Source organism: Pseudomonas sp. MWU12-3088 (genome assembly GCF_023242405.1).
Classification (GTDB): Bacteria; Pseudomonadota; Gammaproteobacteria; order Pseudomonadales; family Pseudomonadaceae; genus Aquipseudomonas; species Aquipseudomonas kribbensis.
Genome location: NZ_JALJEA010000001.1, coordinates 61,748 through 78,569, shown reverse-complemented (window position 1 = coordinate 78,569; position 16,822 = coordinate 61,748). Strand labels below are relative to the sequence as shown.

Annotated in this window: 14 protein-coding genes and 1 pseudogene; 6 read left to right on the top strand and 9 right to left on the bottom strand. The window is 61.7% G+C overall.

Annotation, left to right across the window (positions count from 1 at the left end):
* The first annotated feature begins 76 nt into the window (after positions 1 to 76).
* Positions 77 to 1,312: an aromatic ring-hydroxylating oxygenase subunit alpha gene (locus tag M5B98_RS00415; protein ID WP_248741374.1), complete on the top strand. Its 1,236-nt coding sequence runs from the start codon at positions 77 to 79 to the stop codon at positions 1,310 to 1,312.
* 28 nt (positions 1,313 to 1,340) lie between these two features.
* Here the strand turns inward: M5B98_RS00415 and yddG are convergent, their stop codons facing one another.
* Positions 1,341 to 2,237 (bottom strand): aromatic amino acid DMT transporter YddG, encoded by an 897-nt coding sequence (gene yddG / locus M5B98_RS00410; RefSeq protein WP_248741373.1) that lies wholly within the window; start codon positions 2,235 to 2,237, stop codon positions 1,341 to 1,343.
* 370 nt (positions 2,238 to 2,607) lie between these two features.
* On the opposite strand from yddG, the gene M5B98_RS00405 reads away from it, so the two are divergent.
* The gene (locus M5B98_RS00405; RefSeq protein WP_134826601.1) at positions 2,608 to 3,918 is read left to right on the top strand and encodes an MFS transporter; all 1,311 of its coding nucleotides are present in this window, start codon (positions 2,608 to 2,610) and stop codon (positions 3,916 to 3,918) included.
* 60 nt (positions 3,919 to 3,978) lie between these two features.
* On the opposite strand, the gene M5B98_RS00400 is transcribed toward M5B98_RS00405, so the two are convergent.
* Positions 3,979 to 5,967 carry a peptidase U32 family protein gene (locus M5B98_RS00400; protein WP_114882511.1) on the bottom strand — a complete coding sequence of 663 codons (1,989 nt, stop codon included), beginning with the start codon at positions 5,965 to 5,967 and terminating at the stop codon, positions 3,979 to 3,981.
* 126 nt (positions 5,968 to 6,093) lie between these two features.
* Complete coding sequence (locus M5B98_RS00395; protein WP_065261325.1) at positions 6,094 to 6,474, bottom strand: RidA family protein; 381 nt, start codon at positions 6,472 to 6,474, stop codon at positions 6,094 to 6,096.
* Positions 6,475 to 6,984: 510 nt separating this feature from the next.
* Here M5B98_RS00395 and M5B98_RS00390 point away from each other — a divergent pair.
* Positions 6,985 to 7,368, top strand: a complete 384-nt coding sequence (locus M5B98_RS00390) for a DUF6124 family protein (RefSeq protein ID WP_248741372.1) — start codon at positions 6,985 to 6,987, stop codon at positions 7,366 to 7,368.
* A gap of 89 nt (positions 7,369 to 7,457) precedes the next feature.
* On the opposite strand, the pseudogene M5B98_RS00385 reads toward M5B98_RS00390, so the two are convergent.
* Positions 7,458 to 7,574, bottom strand: a pseudogene (locus M5B98_RS00385) (hypothetical protein); the annotation flags it as partial.
* Between the two features lie 484 nt (positions 7,575 to 8,058).
* Here M5B98_RS00385 and M5B98_RS00380 point away from each other — a divergent pair.
* Positions 8,059 to 9,741, top strand: coding sequence for an MFS transporter (locus M5B98_RS00380; protein WP_248741371.1), 1,683 nt, complete (start codon positions 8,059 to 8,061; stop codon positions 9,739 to 9,741).
* A gap of 35 nt (positions 9,742 to 9,776) precedes the next feature.
* On the opposite strand, the gene M5B98_RS00375 is transcribed toward M5B98_RS00380, so the two are convergent.
* The 5 genes from M5B98_RS00375 to M5B98_RS00355 are packed head-to-tail and all read right to left on the bottom strand — an operon-like array spanning position 9,777 to position 14,574.
* The gene (locus tag M5B98_RS00375; RefSeq protein WP_248741370.1) at positions 9,777 to 11,810 is read right to left on the bottom strand and encodes an LTA synthase family protein; all 2,034 of its coding nucleotides are present in this window, start codon (positions 11,808 to 11,810) and stop codon (positions 9,777 to 9,779) included.
* A 3-nt stretch (positions 11,811 to 11,813) separates the two neighbouring features.
* Positions 11,814 to 12,416, bottom strand: coding sequence for a hypothetical protein (locus M5B98_RS00370; RefSeq protein WP_248741369.1), 603 nt, complete (start codon positions 12,414 to 12,416; stop codon positions 11,814 to 11,816).
* Positions 12,416 to 13,711, bottom strand: coding sequence for a sialidase family protein (locus tag M5B98_RS00365; RefSeq protein ID WP_248741368.1), 1,296 nt, complete (start codon positions 13,709 to 13,711; stop codon positions 12,416 to 12,418). Before M5B98_RS00365 ends, M5B98_RS00370 begins: the two co-directional genes overlap by 1 nt.
* A gap of 51 nt (positions 13,712 to 13,762) precedes the next feature.
* Entirely contained in the window at positions 13,763 to 14,308 is a 546-nt protein-coding gene (locus tag M5B98_RS00360; protein WP_248741367.1) for a cytochrome b/b6 domain-containing protein, read from the bottom strand.
* Complete coding sequence (locus tag M5B98_RS00355) at positions 14,308 to 14,574, bottom strand: PepSY domain-containing protein (RefSeq protein WP_114882494.1); 267 nt, start codon at positions 14,572 to 14,574, stop codon at positions 14,308 to 14,310. The genes M5B98_RS00360 and M5B98_RS00355 overlap by 1 nt, the downstream gene beginning before the upstream one ends.
* A 170-nt stretch (positions 14,575 to 14,744) precedes the next feature.
* On the opposite strand from M5B98_RS00355, the gene M5B98_RS00350 reads away from it, so the two are divergent.
* The gene (locus M5B98_RS00350) at positions 14,745 to 15,407 is read left to right on the top strand and encodes a response regulator (protein ID WP_119429240.1); all 663 of its coding nucleotides are present in this window, start codon (positions 14,745 to 14,747) and stop codon (positions 15,405 to 15,407) included.
* Complete coding sequence (locus M5B98_RS00345) at positions 15,404 to 16,801, top strand: ATP-binding protein (protein WP_248741366.1); 1,398 nt, start codon at positions 15,404 to 15,406, stop codon at positions 16,799 to 16,801. Before M5B98_RS00350 ends, M5B98_RS00345 begins: the two co-directional genes overlap by 4 nt.
* The last annotated feature ends 21 nt before the right edge of the window (positions 16,802 to 16,822 follow it).

Below are 16,822 nucleotides of genomic sequence, written 5' to 3'. Positions count from 1 at the left end.
ATGTCGTTTGTGACGGCTTTCCCGGCACAGATAGGCTGGAACCCGTTCCGGCCCTACGCGCATGACGAGGATAACAATGAACAATAAAGACACCGTGGTTGACCTGATCGCCCAGCGCAAACCCTGGCACTCGTTGCCGGGCGCCCTCTACCAGGATGAAAACGTCTATCGCCAGGACCTTGAACAGATCTGGCACAAGGACTGGATCTTCGCCGGGCACACCTTCGAAATTGCAAAGCCCGGCCAGTACTTCACCCTGCAGATCGGCGATTACCCGGTCGCCGTGGTGCGTGGCAAGGACGGTGAAGTCCGGGCGTTTCACAATGCCTGCCGTCATCGCGGCGCCAAGATCTGCGAACACGAGCACGGCAAGGTCGCGAAGATGGTCTGTCCCTATCACAAGTGGACCTACGAGCTGGACGGCAACCTGCTGTTCGCCGGCAACATGGGCCAGGATTTCGACAAGACCCAATACAACCTCAAGTCCGTGCATTGCGAGATCGTGCACAGCTACATCTATGTCTGCGTCGCCACCAGGGCGCCGGACTTCGAAGGCTTTCGCAAGGCCGTCAGCCCGTTCATCGCCCCGCATTTTCTGGACCACTGCAAAGTGGCGTTCGAGTCGACCATCATCGAGCAAGGCAACTGGAAACTGGTGTTCGAAAACAACCGCGAGTGCTACCACTGCGACGGTTCCCACCCCGAACTGCTGAAATCCTACGTCGACAACCCGTCCGTGGGCGGCGCCGGCGGCGAGGATGATCCGCACCTCACGGCCTACTGGAACACCTGCGAGAAGGCCGGATTGCCGAGCCGTCTGGTGATGGACATCAACGGCCAGTACCGCATGACCCGCATTCCGCTATCGTCCGGGGCCGTCAGCTACACCATGGACGGCAAGCCTGCGGTGAACGGGCGTCTGGACAAGACCGCCGAGCCCGACATCGGCGCCCTGCTCTACTTCCACTACCCGTCCACCTGGAATCACTTCCTCGGCGACCACGCGCTGAGCTTCCGGGTGCTGCCGATCAGCGCCACGCAAACCATGGTCACCACCAAATGGCTGGTGCCGGACTCGGCGGTGGAAGGCGTGGACTACGACCTCGAACGCCTGACCAAAGTCTGGATCGCCACCAACGATCAGGACCGCACGCTGGTCGAAGGCACCCAGCGCGGCGTGACGTCCCCGTCCTATGAGCCGGGGCCGTACTCGGAAACGGCGGAAACCGGCGTCTGCCAGTTTGATGACTGGTACTGCGCGACGATGACGGACCGGCTCAAGGGGCCGATTCCGTTGAAGTCCGTGGGCTGACCGGCATGCGCGGCAACGCCGGTTTTTTTCAGGAGATCTGACGTTGCCGCGTCGCCTGCCAGCAGATCAGCGAACCCACGGTCACCAGCACCGCGCCCTGCCAGAACTGCATCTGCAAACTGACCCCCAGCCACAGCGCGGCGAACGCCGACGACAGTACCGGTGCGCCGTAGGACGCGGTGGCCAGCAAGGTCAGGTTGCCGCGCAGGATGCCGATGTTCCACAACGCATAACCGCCGGCCATGGCGATGCCGGTGGCGATCAGCTCCAGGGAGTTGCTAAGAGTGAAGGCGGAAATCCGTTCACTGCTGAAGCTCCACTTCACCCACAGCACAATCGCCGTCAGCACGAAAAACAGCACCACCAGACTCTGCCCGTTGGCGTAGCGGCGCGTAACGTTGCAATACAGCGCAAACGTGATCGCACAAGCCAGCGCCAGGCTGTAACTCAGCGGGTTGGAACTGACGTTGGCGATGATCCCCGGCAGCGACAGGCCCTGGCCGCTGACCACCCAGAGGATGCCAAACAGCGCGAGTGCACTGCCGGGAACGATGAACCAGCGGGTCTTCTGCCCGTTCATGAAGATCGCCAGCACCACGGTCAGGCACGGCCACAGGTAATTGACCACGCCCAGTTCGATGGACTGTTGCCGGTCACTGGCAAACCCCAGCGCCAAAGACAGGCACACCTCATACGCAACGAACAATGCACTGCCGAGCAGGAGATACAGTGTTGACGTGGAACGAAGACGCGGTCGCCCGAGAAACATCACCAGCAGGATTGCCCCCAGGGTGTAAATCATCGCGGCCCCGCCCAGAGGGCCGAAATGCTCACTGACGCCCCTGATCAACCCGGCGGCAGTGCTCCACAACACAATCGCCAACAACCCGCACGCCGTGGCGGCACGCTCGCCTCTTATTTGCATCATTGCCTCTGGATCAATATCGCGATTCGACCGCACAGGCTAACGAGGGAAACCGGATCGATACAGCAACTTTTCATCCGGGCAAAGAATGCGCCGGGGTTATCGATTCTGCCTGCGTCCCAACGTCGCAGGCCCGGCACCTTGGCAAACGCCGCACAAGGCTTAAAATCGCGCCTCCTCTTGCAGTCGCCCGACCGGCGCCTGCCCGCAGCCATGACAACCCTCAGGTTTGAACAGCCGGCGACTTTCACGAAGTCAGCCTGGCTCAATCGTCCTGCCCGTTCGGCGGTCGTTTGTCTTCAACACACTTCGGCTTGGCACTCGCATGCGCAGAGGCGCACGTTCCGCTGTTCGATCACTTGAGGTTTTTATGACACCGCGTTTGCTGGCCATGGCGCTGGCGCCCCTGCTCGGGCTATTCATTGTTGCCCTGGGCAACGGCTTTCTGTCTTCTTTGACCACCCTGCGCCTGGGCGCTGCCGGCGAATCGGCGACGATGATCGGCATCGTGTCCTCGGCCTATTTCATCGGCCTGACATTGGGCGCGATTTTCAACGACCGGCTGATCCTGCGCATCGGCCACATCCGCGCCTACAGCAGCTTCGCCTCGCTGATCGCCGCGACCATCCTGCTGCAAGGGCTGTTTTATGACACCTGGGGCTGGGTCGTGCTGCGCCTGATCAACGGCTGGGCCACGGTCGGCGTGTTTCTGGTGATCGAGAGCTGGCTGCTGCTGGCCGGTGACGCGAAGATTCGCGGGCGTCTGCTGGCGTTGTACATGATCGTCCTCTACGGTGCGGGCGTGCTGGGTCAGGCGTTTCTGGGGAAAATCACCGGGCTCGGCGATACGGCGCCGTTCATGGTCGCCGGCATGCTCGCGACCCTATCGGTGCTGCCGATCGTGATCCTGCCGCGGGTGTCGCCGTTGCTGGAACAGGTCGAACCGCTCAAGCCACGGGCCTTGCTGGGCGTGTCGCCCACCGGACTGGTCGGCTGCTTCGGCTCCGGCGTGACCATCGCGGCGATCTACACCCTGCTGCCGCTGTACCTGCAACGCATCGGCCTGAATGTCGGCGAAGTCGGCAGCATGATGGCCTGGACGGTCCTCGGCGCGATGCTGCTGCAATACCCGGTCGGGCGCTGGTCCGACCGTAAGGATCGCCTGCAAGTGCTTACCGTGCTCTGCGCCGCGTGCACCGTGCTGTCGCTGGTGATCGTGCTGGTGCCGCTGTCCTCGGCCATGCTCGCGGCGATGTTGTTCCTGTTGGGTGGCGGCGTGTTCGCGCTGTACCCGGTGGCCGTCAGCCATGCTGCCGATCGTGCGCCGGTCGAAACGTTGGTGCCGATGATTCAGGGCATGCTGCTGATCAACTCGCTGGGCTCGGCGATGAGCCCGCTGCTGATCTCCCCAGCGATGAACGCCCACGGTGAAACCGGCTTGTTCTGGGCCTTCGCGCTGGTCAACCTGGCCATGGTGACGTTCTTCTTCTGGCGCCGGGGCAAGCGTCCGGTGCCGGCCAACCCGGCGCCGTTTGCGGCGGCAGCGACCTTCTCGCCGACCGGCGCCGAGCTGCGGGTGACCGAGGATCTGCGTCAGGCAGCGCAGGAGCATCCGCCGATGGTCGATGCGTTGAGTGGCGAAGCGGCGCCGCCAACGGGATCGCGCTACGAAGCCAGTTGAGTTTCTGGCAGGCATAAAAAAACCGGTGACGTTCGTCACCGGTTTTTTTTGCCTGTTACATCAGTGCGGCGCGCGCGGGATCGTTTTCATCAGATCCTCAGGGCTGATATGCCCCACCACGCTGCCCGGCTGCGGCAGATTCAGGATGTGGCCCTTCATCTTGCCGATCACGTGCATTTCGCACGGTTTGCAGTCGAACTTCAGGGTCAGCACTTCATCGCCGTGAATCAGCTGCATCGGCGCGACTTTGGTTTTCACGCCGGTCACGCCTTTGGCCTGTTTCGGGCACAGGTTGAAGGAGAACCGCAGGCAGTGCTTGGTGATCATCACCGGCACTTCGCCCGCCTCTTCGTGGGCCTCGTACGCCGCGTCGATCAGCTTCACGCCGTGACGGTGGTAGAAGTCGCGGGCCTTCTGGTTGTAGACGTTGGCCAGGAACGACAGATGCGCCTCCGGGTACACCGGCGGTGGCGTGGTCTCGGCCTTGCGCGAACCGCGCGGGTGAGCGGCAACGCGGGCAGCGGTCAGCGCTTCGATCACTTCGCGGCGCAACGACTTGAGCTGCGAGTTCGGGATGAAGAACGCTTGCGGCGCATCCAGTTTGATCGAGGTCGCGTGGTACTCGGTGGTGCCGAGTTGGCCGAGCAGATCGTGCAAGGTCTCCAGCGCCTGTTCCGGTTTGTTGGCGACGCCGAACGGGCCGTCCAGCGCAACGCTGGCGCTGATGCCCTCTTCGCTGGTCACGGTCAGTTCCAGACGCTCTTCACGCAGTTTCGCCAGCCAGCTCACGCCGATACGACGCTCGGCAGAAGTCTTGAGCAAGGCCTGCTGCCAGTTGTGGTCGAGGTTGCGGTTCAGCGGGTGGTTCGGGCGCAGCTTGTACAGGCCTTCCGGCATTTCGTTCGGCTCGACGCGGTAGCGGTAGCGCTTCTCGCCTTCTTCCTCGAACTCGCCCTTGGCTTCGGCGATGTTGGCGCGGAAACCCACCACTTCGCGCTTGACCAGCACGTTGAGGCCGTCGCCGTTGGACAGCGGCTCGTGGGTGATCACTTGCATGTCACGCTTGCCGACTTTTTCGACCGTGCCCACCGCCAGACCGGTGAAGGTCGGCGAATCGAAGGCGCCGATGTCGATCTTGCGCTCGCTGACGAAGTAGTCGGTGCTGCCACGGTGGAAGGTCTTTTCCGGGTCCGGCATGAAGAAATGCGCGGTGCGGCCGCTGGAGGCGCGGGCCAGGTCCGGACGGTCGTTGAGCACGTCGTCGAGGCGCTGGCGGTAATAGGCGGTGATGTTCTTCACATAGCCCATGTCCTTGTAGCGACCTTCGATCTTGAACGAACGCACACCGGCCTCGACCAGCGCGCGGATGTTGGCGCTCTGGTTGTTGTCCTTCATCGACAGCAGGTGTTTTTCGTAGGCGATCACGCCACCCTTTTCGTCTTTCAGGGTGTACGGCAGACGGCAGGCCTGGGAGCAGTCGCCCCGGTTGGCGCTGCGCCCGGTCTGTGCGTGGGAAATGTTGCACTGACCGGAAAACGCCACGCACAACGCGCCGTGGATGAAGAACTCGATGGCGGCATCGGTTTCATCGGCGATCGCGCGGATTTCCTTGAGGTTCAGTTCACGGGCCAGCACCAGTTGCGAGAAACCGGCCTGATCGAGGAACTTGGCCCGCTCAAGGGTGCGGATGTCGGTCTGGGTGCTGGCGTGCAGCTCGATGGGTGGAATGTCCAGCTCCATCACGCCCAGGTCCTGGACGATCAGCGCGTCGACGCCGGCGTCGTACAACTGATGGATCAGCTTGCGCGCCGGCTCCAGTTCGTTGTCGTGCAGGATGGTGTTGATGGTGGTGAAGATGCGCGCGTGATAGCGACGGGCAAATTCCACCAGTTCGGCGATTTCGCTCACCTCGTTGCACGCATTGTGGCGCGCACCGAAGCTCGGGCCGCCGATGTACACCGCGTCGGCGCCATGCAGGATGGCCTCGCGGGCGATGGCCACGTCACGGGCGGGGCTGAGCAGTTCCAGGTGATGTTTGGGCAAGGACATATATAGTTTTTAGTCAGGCTGTCACGGTCGAGGCGCGCATTGTAGCCGCGAAACGCGTGGGCGGCACGCCTGTGCTGCCGGGTGGCAGCCCTGCTCAGGGCAGAACTGCCATACCGAACGGCAAACTCAGGCCTTCGCGGCCATCGCAGTCACTTCCACCTTCATTCCTTCAACCGCCAGCGCCGCCACGCCCACCGCCGCACGCACCGGCCATGGCTTGGCGAAGAAGCGCTTGTACACCTCGTTGAAGGCTGCGCGATCGGCCATATCGGTCAGGTAAATGGTCAGGTGCAGCACGCGGTCCATCGAGCTGCCGGCCTTTTCCAGCGCCACTTTCAGCGCCTGCAACGTGCATTCACTTTGCGCGGTGACGTCGCCCAGTTCCAGGCTGCCGTCGGCGCGGGTCGGAATCTGGGTCGACATCAGGATGCCGTTGAATTCGGTCACGTCCGAAGAGATCGAGTCTGCATCCGGATCCGGGGTGTAGGTGATGTCTTGGTTGGCCATGGGAAAGTCCTTCGCTGGCAGTGAGGACGGCGCCATCGCGCGCCGTTTCGGGCGGCCAGTTTACAGACACGGCGGCGGGTTTGAAGCCATGGCGGTTTTCGGGGTGGATTCTGACGGATGTTTCAGAGTGTTTTGCGGGCCGCCAAACACGTTTCGAAGCGTGTGTTTAACGACACTTGGAGTTACGCGCAATTGCCCACAAATCCTTGCGCCAGAGCCTACGGCTACGCCAGAATCCGCCGGCTTGTGCGCCTTGGGGTCGGCCGGTAACTTGGATCGGGTCACTGATTTCCAGTGATCGGGTTTAGCAGCCCGGAGCATTTCACCCAAAGTTGCACGTGCTTTATCCAGTCAGGTCTTGACCTGTATTTGATGGTGGCTGTGCGCATGGCGTCCTCGGACGCGCCGGTTTTTTGGGTGGCTTTGGCCGGTCTGCTAACTTGCGCACAGCTGCCTCCCCCTTCGTTTAGCAGCGAGACGGTTGCAGCCTCAAATTAGAGGTTACCCAACATGTTCAAAGCAACGCCAAATCCCCCGGTCACCGAACCGGCCAGCATCACCGACCCGACGTCCCCCTACGAATGCCCTGATTCGAAGAAATTCAACGAAGCCGCCAACCGCGCCCTCGACTACCACCTCGGCCCGATGACCGCCCACATGATGGCCGCGCCCTACTCCCCCAACCGCCTCTACCAGACCAACCCGGCCAGCAACAACGAATCCCTGCTTGCCGACGCCGTCGAAACCCTCGGCTCGGCCAACGTCATGCTGCACAACTTCGCCGACCTGCTCCAGGGTCCTCACCGCAAGACCGCGCAGGGGATTGCGCAGGTGGTGATGCTGGCGGAGCTGGCGGTGAATCGGGTGTTGGATAAAGTTGTGCCGACGGAATAATCCGTAGCTACAGGACTCATTTCACTGCTATTTAGGGGGACGGTTTAAAAACAGTTCCCCCTATTATTCCTTTGACTCCAGCGAACTCACCGCGACAAAACTGTTGTAGCGTCCAAGTATGCAAAAGTCGTAGCGGGAGGGGGGTCAGTTAAATCATCTGCGGGAACATAGATAGCCTGTACTGACGTAATGCTACCCTTGCGACTAATAGATCCCATCTCTAACACCTGCACTTTATATTTGCGTTGAATTACAGCCTTGACACTGTCAGGCGTCGCCCCCTCAGGCAAGTCCGTGACCAAAAGCGTTTTAATAGCCATTGCCGCGCCTCCTTGAATTCCATTAATAGATCCGTGCCCTTTGCACTCTGTTCTTAGCTCTTAAGAACTTGAGCCAAAATCATACTTGCGCTTCCACCTCTGCAAATCCACTGTCAGAAATGCCAGTTTTTTATATTCATTGGAAATTGCAGCCATCACTGTTTCTTCTTTTCGCTGGCAGCCCGCCCCCCTCCCCCAACTGGATATCCCCCCAATCCCAATTATGCTCAAAGAAACCCCGCCCTCCCGCGAGGTCGAGAGTCTGTGCACGCTCCACGAACCACCTGCTCCAGCACCAGCCAAAGGCCTCGGGTACGCGACGTTGATGAAGTGCTCCGGCCTATAACAACAAGCACGACGGAGAACACCCATGGCCGTACTCGACAGCATGTCCACCGGCAGTGCGCCGCATCCGCACCACAGTGTCAGCAAGGAGGAGCGCAAGGTCATCTTCGCCTCGTCCCTCGGCACGGTCTTCGAGTGGTACGACTTCTACCTCTACGGTTCGCTCGCCGCGATCATCGCCAAGCACTTCTTTGCCGGGGTCAATGAGACCACCTCCTTCATCTTCGCCCTGCTCGCCTTCGCCGCCGGTTTTGCGGTGCGGCCGTTCGGGGCGGTGGTGTTCGGGCGGTTGGGGGACATGATCGGGCGCAAGCACACGTTTCTGATCACGATTGTGATCATGGGTGTGTCGACGGCGATTGTGGGTTTCCTGCCGGGTTACGCGACCATCGGGGTCGCGGCGCCGATCATTCTGATTACCCTGCGGTTGCTGCAAGGGCTCGCGCTGGGCGGTGAATACGGCGGTGCGGCGACTTATGTGGCAGAGCATGCGCCGAAGGGCAAACGCGGGTATTTCACCTCGTGGATTCAGACCACGGCGACGCTGGGGCTGTTTCTGTCGCTGCTGGTGATTCTGGCCTGCCGCACCGCGCTGGGCACCGAAGCGTTCGAGGCCTGGGGCTGGCGGATTCCGTTCCTGCTGTCGATCCTGCTGCTGGCGGTGTCGGTGTACATCCGTCTGCAACTGAACGAATCGCCGGTGTTCATGAAGATGAAGGCCGAAGGCAAATCCTCGAAAGCACCGCTGACCGAATCCTTCGCCCGTTGGGACAACCTGAAAATCGTGATCATGGCGCTGCTCGGCGGCACCGCCGGGCAAGCGGTGGTCTGGTACACCGGGCAGTTCTACGCGCTGTTTTTCCTGCTGCAAACCCTGAAGATCGACCCGCAGACCGCCAACCTGTTGATCGCCGGTTCGTTGCTGATCGGTACGCCGTTCTTCGTGATCTTCGGCAGCCTGTCCGATCGCATCGGACGCAAGGGCATCATCATGGCCGGGTGCATTCTGGCGGCGGTGACCTACTTCCCGATCTTCCACGCGCTGACCCAGTACGGTAACCCCGACGTGTTCATCGCTCAGGAGAAGAACCCGGTCAAAGTGGTCGCCAGCCCTGACCAGTGCTCGTTCCAGTTCGACCCGGTGGGCAAGGCCAAATTCACCAGTTCCTGCGACCTGGCGAAAACCATCCTCGCCAAACGGGCGATCCCGTACGAAAACGTAGTGGCGGAACCGGGCACCGTGGCCCAGGTGCGTATTGGCGACAAGGTCATCGAAAGTTTCGAAGGCACTGCCATGCCGGCCGCCGACTTCAAGACCCGCAACGACGCCTTCACCGCCAGCCTCGGCACCGCGCTGAAAGAAGCCGGTTACCCGGAAAAAGCCGACCCGGCCAAGACCAATTACCCGATGGTGCTGCTCCTGCTGACCGTGTTGGTGATCTACGTGACCATGGTTTACGGCCCGATTGCAGCGTGGCTGGTCGAGTTGTTCCCGGCGCGCATCCGCTACACCTCGATGTCGCTGCCATACCACATCGGCAACGGCTGGTTCGGCGGTTTCCTGCCGACCGTGGCATTCGCGATGGTCGCGGCTACCGGGGACATCTATTACGGCCTGTGGTACCCGATTGTCATCGCGGTGATGACGGCGATTCTCGGCATTTTCTTCATGCCGGAAACCAAGGATCGGGACATCCATCACACCTGAAACCGGGGCGGCCCTCTTTCCTCGAGGGAGGGCCGTCAACGCACGTTGCGATACAGCATCAGCCGTGCGCTTTCGTGCAGCCCCCGGGTCAGTTCGACCAGTCGTTGAAATTCCTCAGGATGCGCATCGGCCACATTCTCCAGCGGTGTCGCCGATTTAAGGTCATGCAACGTCGGCGCACTGCCGTCGTGTTGCATTTGCAGCAAGTGATCCTTGGTCACCCCGCCGATCAGCGGAAATGTCCCCTCGCGCAACACCAGCGGCACCACCCGCTCGCCTTCGGGCGCAGGTTGCTGCAGGTCGCGGCCCATGGCGCGGTTGTCGAAAGCCACGCCGGCCATGCCCGCCACGGTTGGCAACAGATCGGCGAGCCCCACCGCCTCTTCAATCACCTTCGGTTTGAGCAGCCCCGGTGCATGAATCAGCATCGGCACATGGTTGCTTTCCAGCCCCAGTTGTTCGAACGCCGGCGGCATGTGCGGGATGCGGCTGATGCGCGTGTTGTGGTCGCCGAAGAACACAAAAATCGTGTTGTCGTAGTAGCCGCCGGCCTTGGCCAGTTCCATCAGGCGACCGATGTTGAAGTCCAGCAGGCGCACCGCGTTGTATTGCTCGACGCTGCGTGAGCCGGCGTTTTGCACCTGCTCCAGCGACAGGTTGCTGACCTCGAAGCCGTCGTTGTCCCTGGGAATGGTGAACGGCCGGTGATTGCCCGAGGTTTGCACGTAGGCGAAGAACGGTTTGTCCTTGGGCAGTGCGCGCAAAATCTCATCGCCTTCCTTGAACAGATCCAGATCGGAAATCCCCCACACATCCACCCGTGGCGAACGCCAGTCGCGTTCCTCGTACAGGCGCACACCGTCGATGCTTTGCTGGATCAACGCATTGATGTTGGCCCAACCGGCGTTGCCGCCGATCATGTAGAGCTTCTGGTAATCAGTGAAGGCATTGATCAGCGTGCGCTGATTGGTGATCAGCGGATGCCGGGTAGCGGTCTCCTGCCGGGTGACGTCGGGGACGCCGGTGATGCTTGCCCACACGGTTTTCGCGGTGCCGGTGACCGGGACATAGAAGTGTTTGAAGAACCAGCTCTCATTTGCCAAGCGATCAAGATTCGGCGTCGGGTTCAACGGGTTGCCATAGGCGCCCACCGCACTGGTGCCGAGGGATTCGAGCATGACAAACATCACGTTCGGCGCCCGCTCGGCCGCGACGTTGTATGGCTGCACGGATTGCCGGCGTTCGAATGTCAGGCTTTGCGCGTCTGGTCGATCAACACCCAGATAACGGGAAATCACCGGGTAATGCGCCCGCACTTGCGCCTCGTCGAACTGAGCCTGCCCGGCCTTGAGGGTGTCGTAGAGGAACAGCACCGGGTTCAGGCCCACGGCGGCAATCTGTCCGTTGCCGGAAAAGAACGCATCGCTCCAGCGCAGCGGCACCGGGTTTTCCAGGTTGAGCTTGTCGACCCGGCCCAACAGCGCCAGCAGCACGACCACCACCCCGAGTCCCGCGCCTATGGCGACTGAACGGCGGCGAATTACCCGAGGTTCGCGAGCCAGCGTCAGCCGTTCCAGGCGCACAAAACCGTAGAACCACAGCGCCAGAACCGCGAGCCAACCCAACGCGATCCACAGCACCGGATAGGTTTCCCAAACCATCTGCTGCGAAATCTGCGCATCGTCCAGATATCGCAGCACCGTGGCGTTGATCCGCACACCGAGGTAGGCGTAATGGCCGAAGTCGATGATGTACACCAGACCGATCAGGCCCAACGCCAGCAGCAGATAAATCCGGGTCGCGCCGCGCAACAGCGGCACCGTGGTCAGATTCCAACGCGGCAGCCACGCCAGCACTGCCAATGGCAGCACCAGCAACAGCGCCAGCCTCAGGTCGAAACGAAAGCCGATGCCCAGGGTTTGCAGCCATTGCGGGTCGGCAAAGAACTGCGCGGCATCCACCCCGGAGAATCCGAGCAAAAACACCAGCCGCAGCAAGGCAAACAGCAGAAACGCCAGACCTGTCGCGCCCACGCCATAGCGCAGGCGACGCGATTGCAACCACCCCATCGTTTACCTCTGTGTTGTTCGTTGAGATGGCAGGAATTGCCACGCTGCCTTAATGCAAAGCCCAAATCCGGCAATGAGGCAATAACCCGCCAGCAGCGGATCTATCAGGTAATCCCAATAGTTTTCCGAAGGCTTGAGGCGCAGTGCGAACGCCAACGTGGCCAGCGCCAGCATCGCCACGCCCAGCGTATTGCGCAGCCACAGCAGCGCCAATGTCGCCAGCCCGACAACCACGATCATCGGCCGTGGATTGAAGCCCCAGCGATAAGGATCGACATAGGTCAGGCCCATCGTCGCCGGGTACAACAGCGCCGTCAGCACCACGAACAGTCCCAGAATCTGGCCCCGTGTCAGCGGTTTCAGTTGAGGAACCACACCTAAACGCAACAACGCGGCCCAGCCAAGAAACACCAGCGTGGTAATCGCCAGGTCATCGGTAAAGCTGCGCACATACGCCGCCAGCGGCAGGCCGCCCAGCGGAATGAAGCTGACCAGCGCCAGCGCCGGCAACAGCCACGGACGCCAGCGTTGGGTGAATTGAAAGGAACCCAGCAAAACAAAACCGAGCAGGATGAAACTCAAATGGGCTTGCCAGAGAAACAGCATCACAGGCGCTCCGCCAGCCAGGCATCGTTGAAGCTGACATGTTTGATGAAGGTGTTGTTCCAAGAATAAACCAGGTGATACAGGCCATCGCTGCCACGGCTGAAATACGGGTATTCGTACTCGAATTCACAGCCTTCGGGCTTGCACACGCGGTAGTCGAGGTTGCTCAGGAAGCGTTGCTCCAGCGGCAAACGCTGCGCGCCGCTGGAGGCGCGAAAACCTTCGCCGATGATCGCCTTGTAGGCCTCGGGCGAAAACGGCTGGCCGAGGGGATCGGGGGACTGGTCGAGTTCGATCACGTTGCGCCAGTCGTTGAGATTCGCATCGGTGCCGTAAAGGCTGAGCTTGAAGCGACCGTCACGCAGATCGTTGAGCGCCACCAGCAAACCGTCATCGGCCGTGCCCACCGCCGCCAGCGACGAATTGGGGTTGGCCGGTTCCAGCGGATACGGTTCGCTCCAGGTCTGCCCGGCGTCTTCGGTGCGGCTGGCCAGCACCTTGTGATGGGTTTCACCGGCATAACGCAGCATCGCCACGGCGCGGCGCTCGTCCTGCGGCACGATGGTCGGTTGCAACGAATGCTTGCCCCGACTGATGCGGAATTTGTCGATCACGGCGCCGTCCGCGCTCAGATACAGGTACTCGGCGAATTTGCCCATGAACTCGTGATACACCGGCAGCCCGATCGAGCCATCGGCATGGAATACCGGAGCGGCACGCACCAGGGTGCTGATGTTGAAGAACGGCGAGGTGATCAGCTGTCGCGGCGCCGTCCAGTTGCGCCCCAGGTCATCGGAAACCATCACGTTGATCGCACTGGTGGCCCAACCGCCGACGGACACCGACACGTAGAACATCCACAAACGCTGATCCGGCGCGAGGGCAATCACCGGATTGCCGAGCTTGCGGATGTAGCGCTGAGTGCCGGCGACGGTGGATTCGCGGGTGGCGAGTACCTGTTCGGCGCCCCACTCTGCCGTTTTGGCGTTGTAGCGCGCGGTGCGGATCTGCACGTCGGCGGCGCCTTCGCGGGAGCCGGCGAACCACACGGCCATCAGGTCGCCGCCGGGCAGCGCGGTGAGCGAAGACGAGTGCACGAAATCATCCAGTTCCGAGGACACGAAACGGCTGCTGTACATCGGCTCGGCCGCATTGGCCGAAGCCAGGACCGCAGGCGTTTCAACCGCGAACGGCGCCAGCACATGCTCCGGGTGACTGCGCCAGGCCGCGATAAAAATCAGGCTCACCGCAAGCGCGGCGACTACGAATCTCAAACGAAAGGACAAGGCACGCATAGGCAGCTCATGGCAGTTACGAGATGGCAAACCATCGAAAGGACATCCCTGTCACGGGCCCGGATCGTCCGGCAAACGGCGCCGGCGCCCGGTGAGCATCGACAACGGCAGGTTGTCGCGCACTTGAACACTCTCAAACAGCGCCGCCGCGATGTGCACGATGACCAGCGCCAGCAAGGCATCGGCGGCAGTTTCGTGGACTTGCAACGGCCAGTCGGCGCCCCACAGGGCATCGATTTCTTCCATGGCCCAACCGCTGAGGCCGACGGTCAGCATTGCCAGCAGCATCAAGATCATCACCAGTGCGCCGATCGGCGAATGCCCGAGACGATGCTCGGGCCGCCCGGCGATCAGCGACCGGGCATGGGCCGCCAGCCGTGACGGCGTCGGCCAGAAGTCCGACCAGCGCGCACTGCGCGGCCCGACGAATCCCCACACCAGACGCACCAGCATCCAGCCCATGGCGTAATAACCGAGCCAGACATGCCAGTCGTCACCGGCTTCATTGAAGAAGTAGTTGGCGGCGAAGACCCCGGCGATGGACAGGTGAAACACCCGCACCACCGGGTCCCAGAGGCGCAGGGAATCCCGTGGCATCAGCCCTTGATCTCGGTTTTCACCGCTTTGCCGCTGACCGGATCGTGGTAGATCTCGACCTTGCGCTTGTCCTTGTCGAAGCCGTAGATCTCGTAGCAGTTGCCGTCGGTGACCTTGAACTTGCTGATTTCATAACCCTGGGATTTCAGCTGTTCCTGAAACGCCTTCTGGTCCTGCCACTGCGAACGTTCGGCCGTGGTGCATTGCGGGCCGGCGACGGCCAGGGGGCTGGCGACAATCAGGGACAACAGCACAAGTTTGCGCATGGAAGCACTCTCGCTGGATGGGAAAGGCCTCACTGTGCAAAACCAAGCTTAACGAAAGCTTAGTTGGCAACGAGTCGTAACATCTTCGCCGGCGCAGGGGCTGCCACGGCAACAAGGCGAGCGGCATGATGCCGCCGGACACGCGCCCGATTTCCCACAGAGAAAATGCCATGCGCCTACTTCTGGTCGAAGATGACCGCGCCCTCGGCCAGGGCATCCGCGTCGCCCTGAGCAACGAGGGCTACACCCTCGACTGGTTGCAAGATGGCGTCAGTGCGCTACATGCGTTGCGCAGCGAAAGCTTCGATCTGTTGCTGCTCGACCTCGGACTGCCAAGGCTCGATGGCCTGGCGCTGCTGCAACAATTGCGCGCCAGCCAGCATGATTTGCCGGTGTTGATCCTCACCGCCCGCGACGGCACCGCCGAACGCATCGCCGGACTGGACGCCGGCGCTGACGATTACCTGGTCAAACCCTTCGATGTCGACGAACTCAAGGCACGCATCCGCGCCCTGTTGCGGCGCAGTCAGGGCCGTGCGCAACCGGTGCTGGAACACGCCGGCGTCTGCCTCGACCCGATCAGCCAGCAAGTCACATGGCGCGGCAGCACGGTGGTGGTCACGCCGATGGAATACCAACTGTTGCATCAACTGATGGCCCGCCCCGGCAAAGTCGTCACCCGTGAGCGCTTGTCGCGCACGCTGTACGGCTGGCAGGAGCGGGTCGAAAGCAACACCCTGGAAGTGCTGATCCATAACCTGCGCAAGAAGCTTTCCGCCGAGCTGATCCGCACCGTGCGCGGTGTGGGTTACGTCGTGGAGCTCAAGCCATGAACTCGATACGCGCGCGGATTCTGTTACCGGTGCTGTTTCTGGTGTTGCTCGGCGATGTGCTGATCAGTTGGGCGGTGTTGCGCTACAGCCACCATGAGATCGAAGAAATCTACGACGCCCAACTGGCGCAAAGTGCGCGCCTGCTGCAAGGCGTGCTGGCCCAGCGTGCACCCGGCGACAACGATTGGGAGCGTCTGCATCAGGCCTTCGACGAGGCGATGAGCCGGGACGGTGACGGCGATGGCGAGGCGGCGCATCCCTACGAGACGCGGCTGACCTTTCAGGTCTGGCGCAATGACGGCCAGTTGCTGATGCGCTCTGCCGAAGCGCCGATTCTGGATGCACCGCCCGCCACCCTCGGCGCCCATGACCTGATGGAAAACGGCCGCGATTGGTGCGCCTTCCTGCTCCAGGATCCGCGGCAAGGTCTGTTGATCTGGGTCGGCGAACGCGACGACATCCGCCAGGACCTGATCACCCGCATCGTCGGCCATACCCTGTGGCCGAGCCTGATCGGCGTGCCGTTGCTGACCATATTGATCTGGCTGACCATCGGCTGGGGCTTGCAGCCTTTGCGCGCCATGGCTCAATCAATTCGCGGCCGCGACACCGACACCCTGAAACCCCTGCACCTGAGCCCCCTGCCCCAGGATCTGGAGCCGATGCAGACCGCGCTCAACCGCCTGCTGCAACATATCGACAACCTGCTGGCCCGGGAGCGACGCTTTATCGCCGACGCCGCCCATGAGTTGCGCACGCCGCTGGCGATCCTGCGGATTCACGCGCAGAACGCGCAGTTGGCCAACACCCCGCAACAGCGCGAGGAAGCGCTGGAGTTTCTGGTCAGCGCCGTGGACCGCGCCACGCGCATCGCCAGCCAATTGCTGACCATGGCGCGCATCGAACCGCGTCTGGCATCGCCGGAAAATACCCGCGTCGAACTGACTGCCCTCGTTCGCGAAGAACTGGCCGAGCTGACGCCGCTGGCCCTGGAAAAAGACGTTGAGCTGATCCTCGACAGCGACCATCACTGCCCGGTGGATACCGATCCGGTGGCGTTGGCCATCGCTCTGCAAAATCTGGTAACCAATGCGCTGAACTTCGCCCCGCCCGGCAGCGAGGTGCGGGTTCAGGTGCAGCCACAGGCCTGCGGCGCGGTGTCGATCAGCGTCGAAGATGCCGGCCCCGGCATCGATGAGCAGCAATATGCGCGTTTGTTCGAACGCTTCTACAGCGAGGGTCACGCCAATGGCGCGGGTCTCGGGCTGGCGATTGTGCGGATGATCGTGAGCAAGATCGGCAGCACCTTGCAGCTGTACAACCGGCCTGAAGGCGGGTTGTGCGCCGAGCTGCTGATCCCTGCGGGGTCAGCAGAACCTGCGCCGGGCATTTAACGAAATTTTCATGTTTGCCTG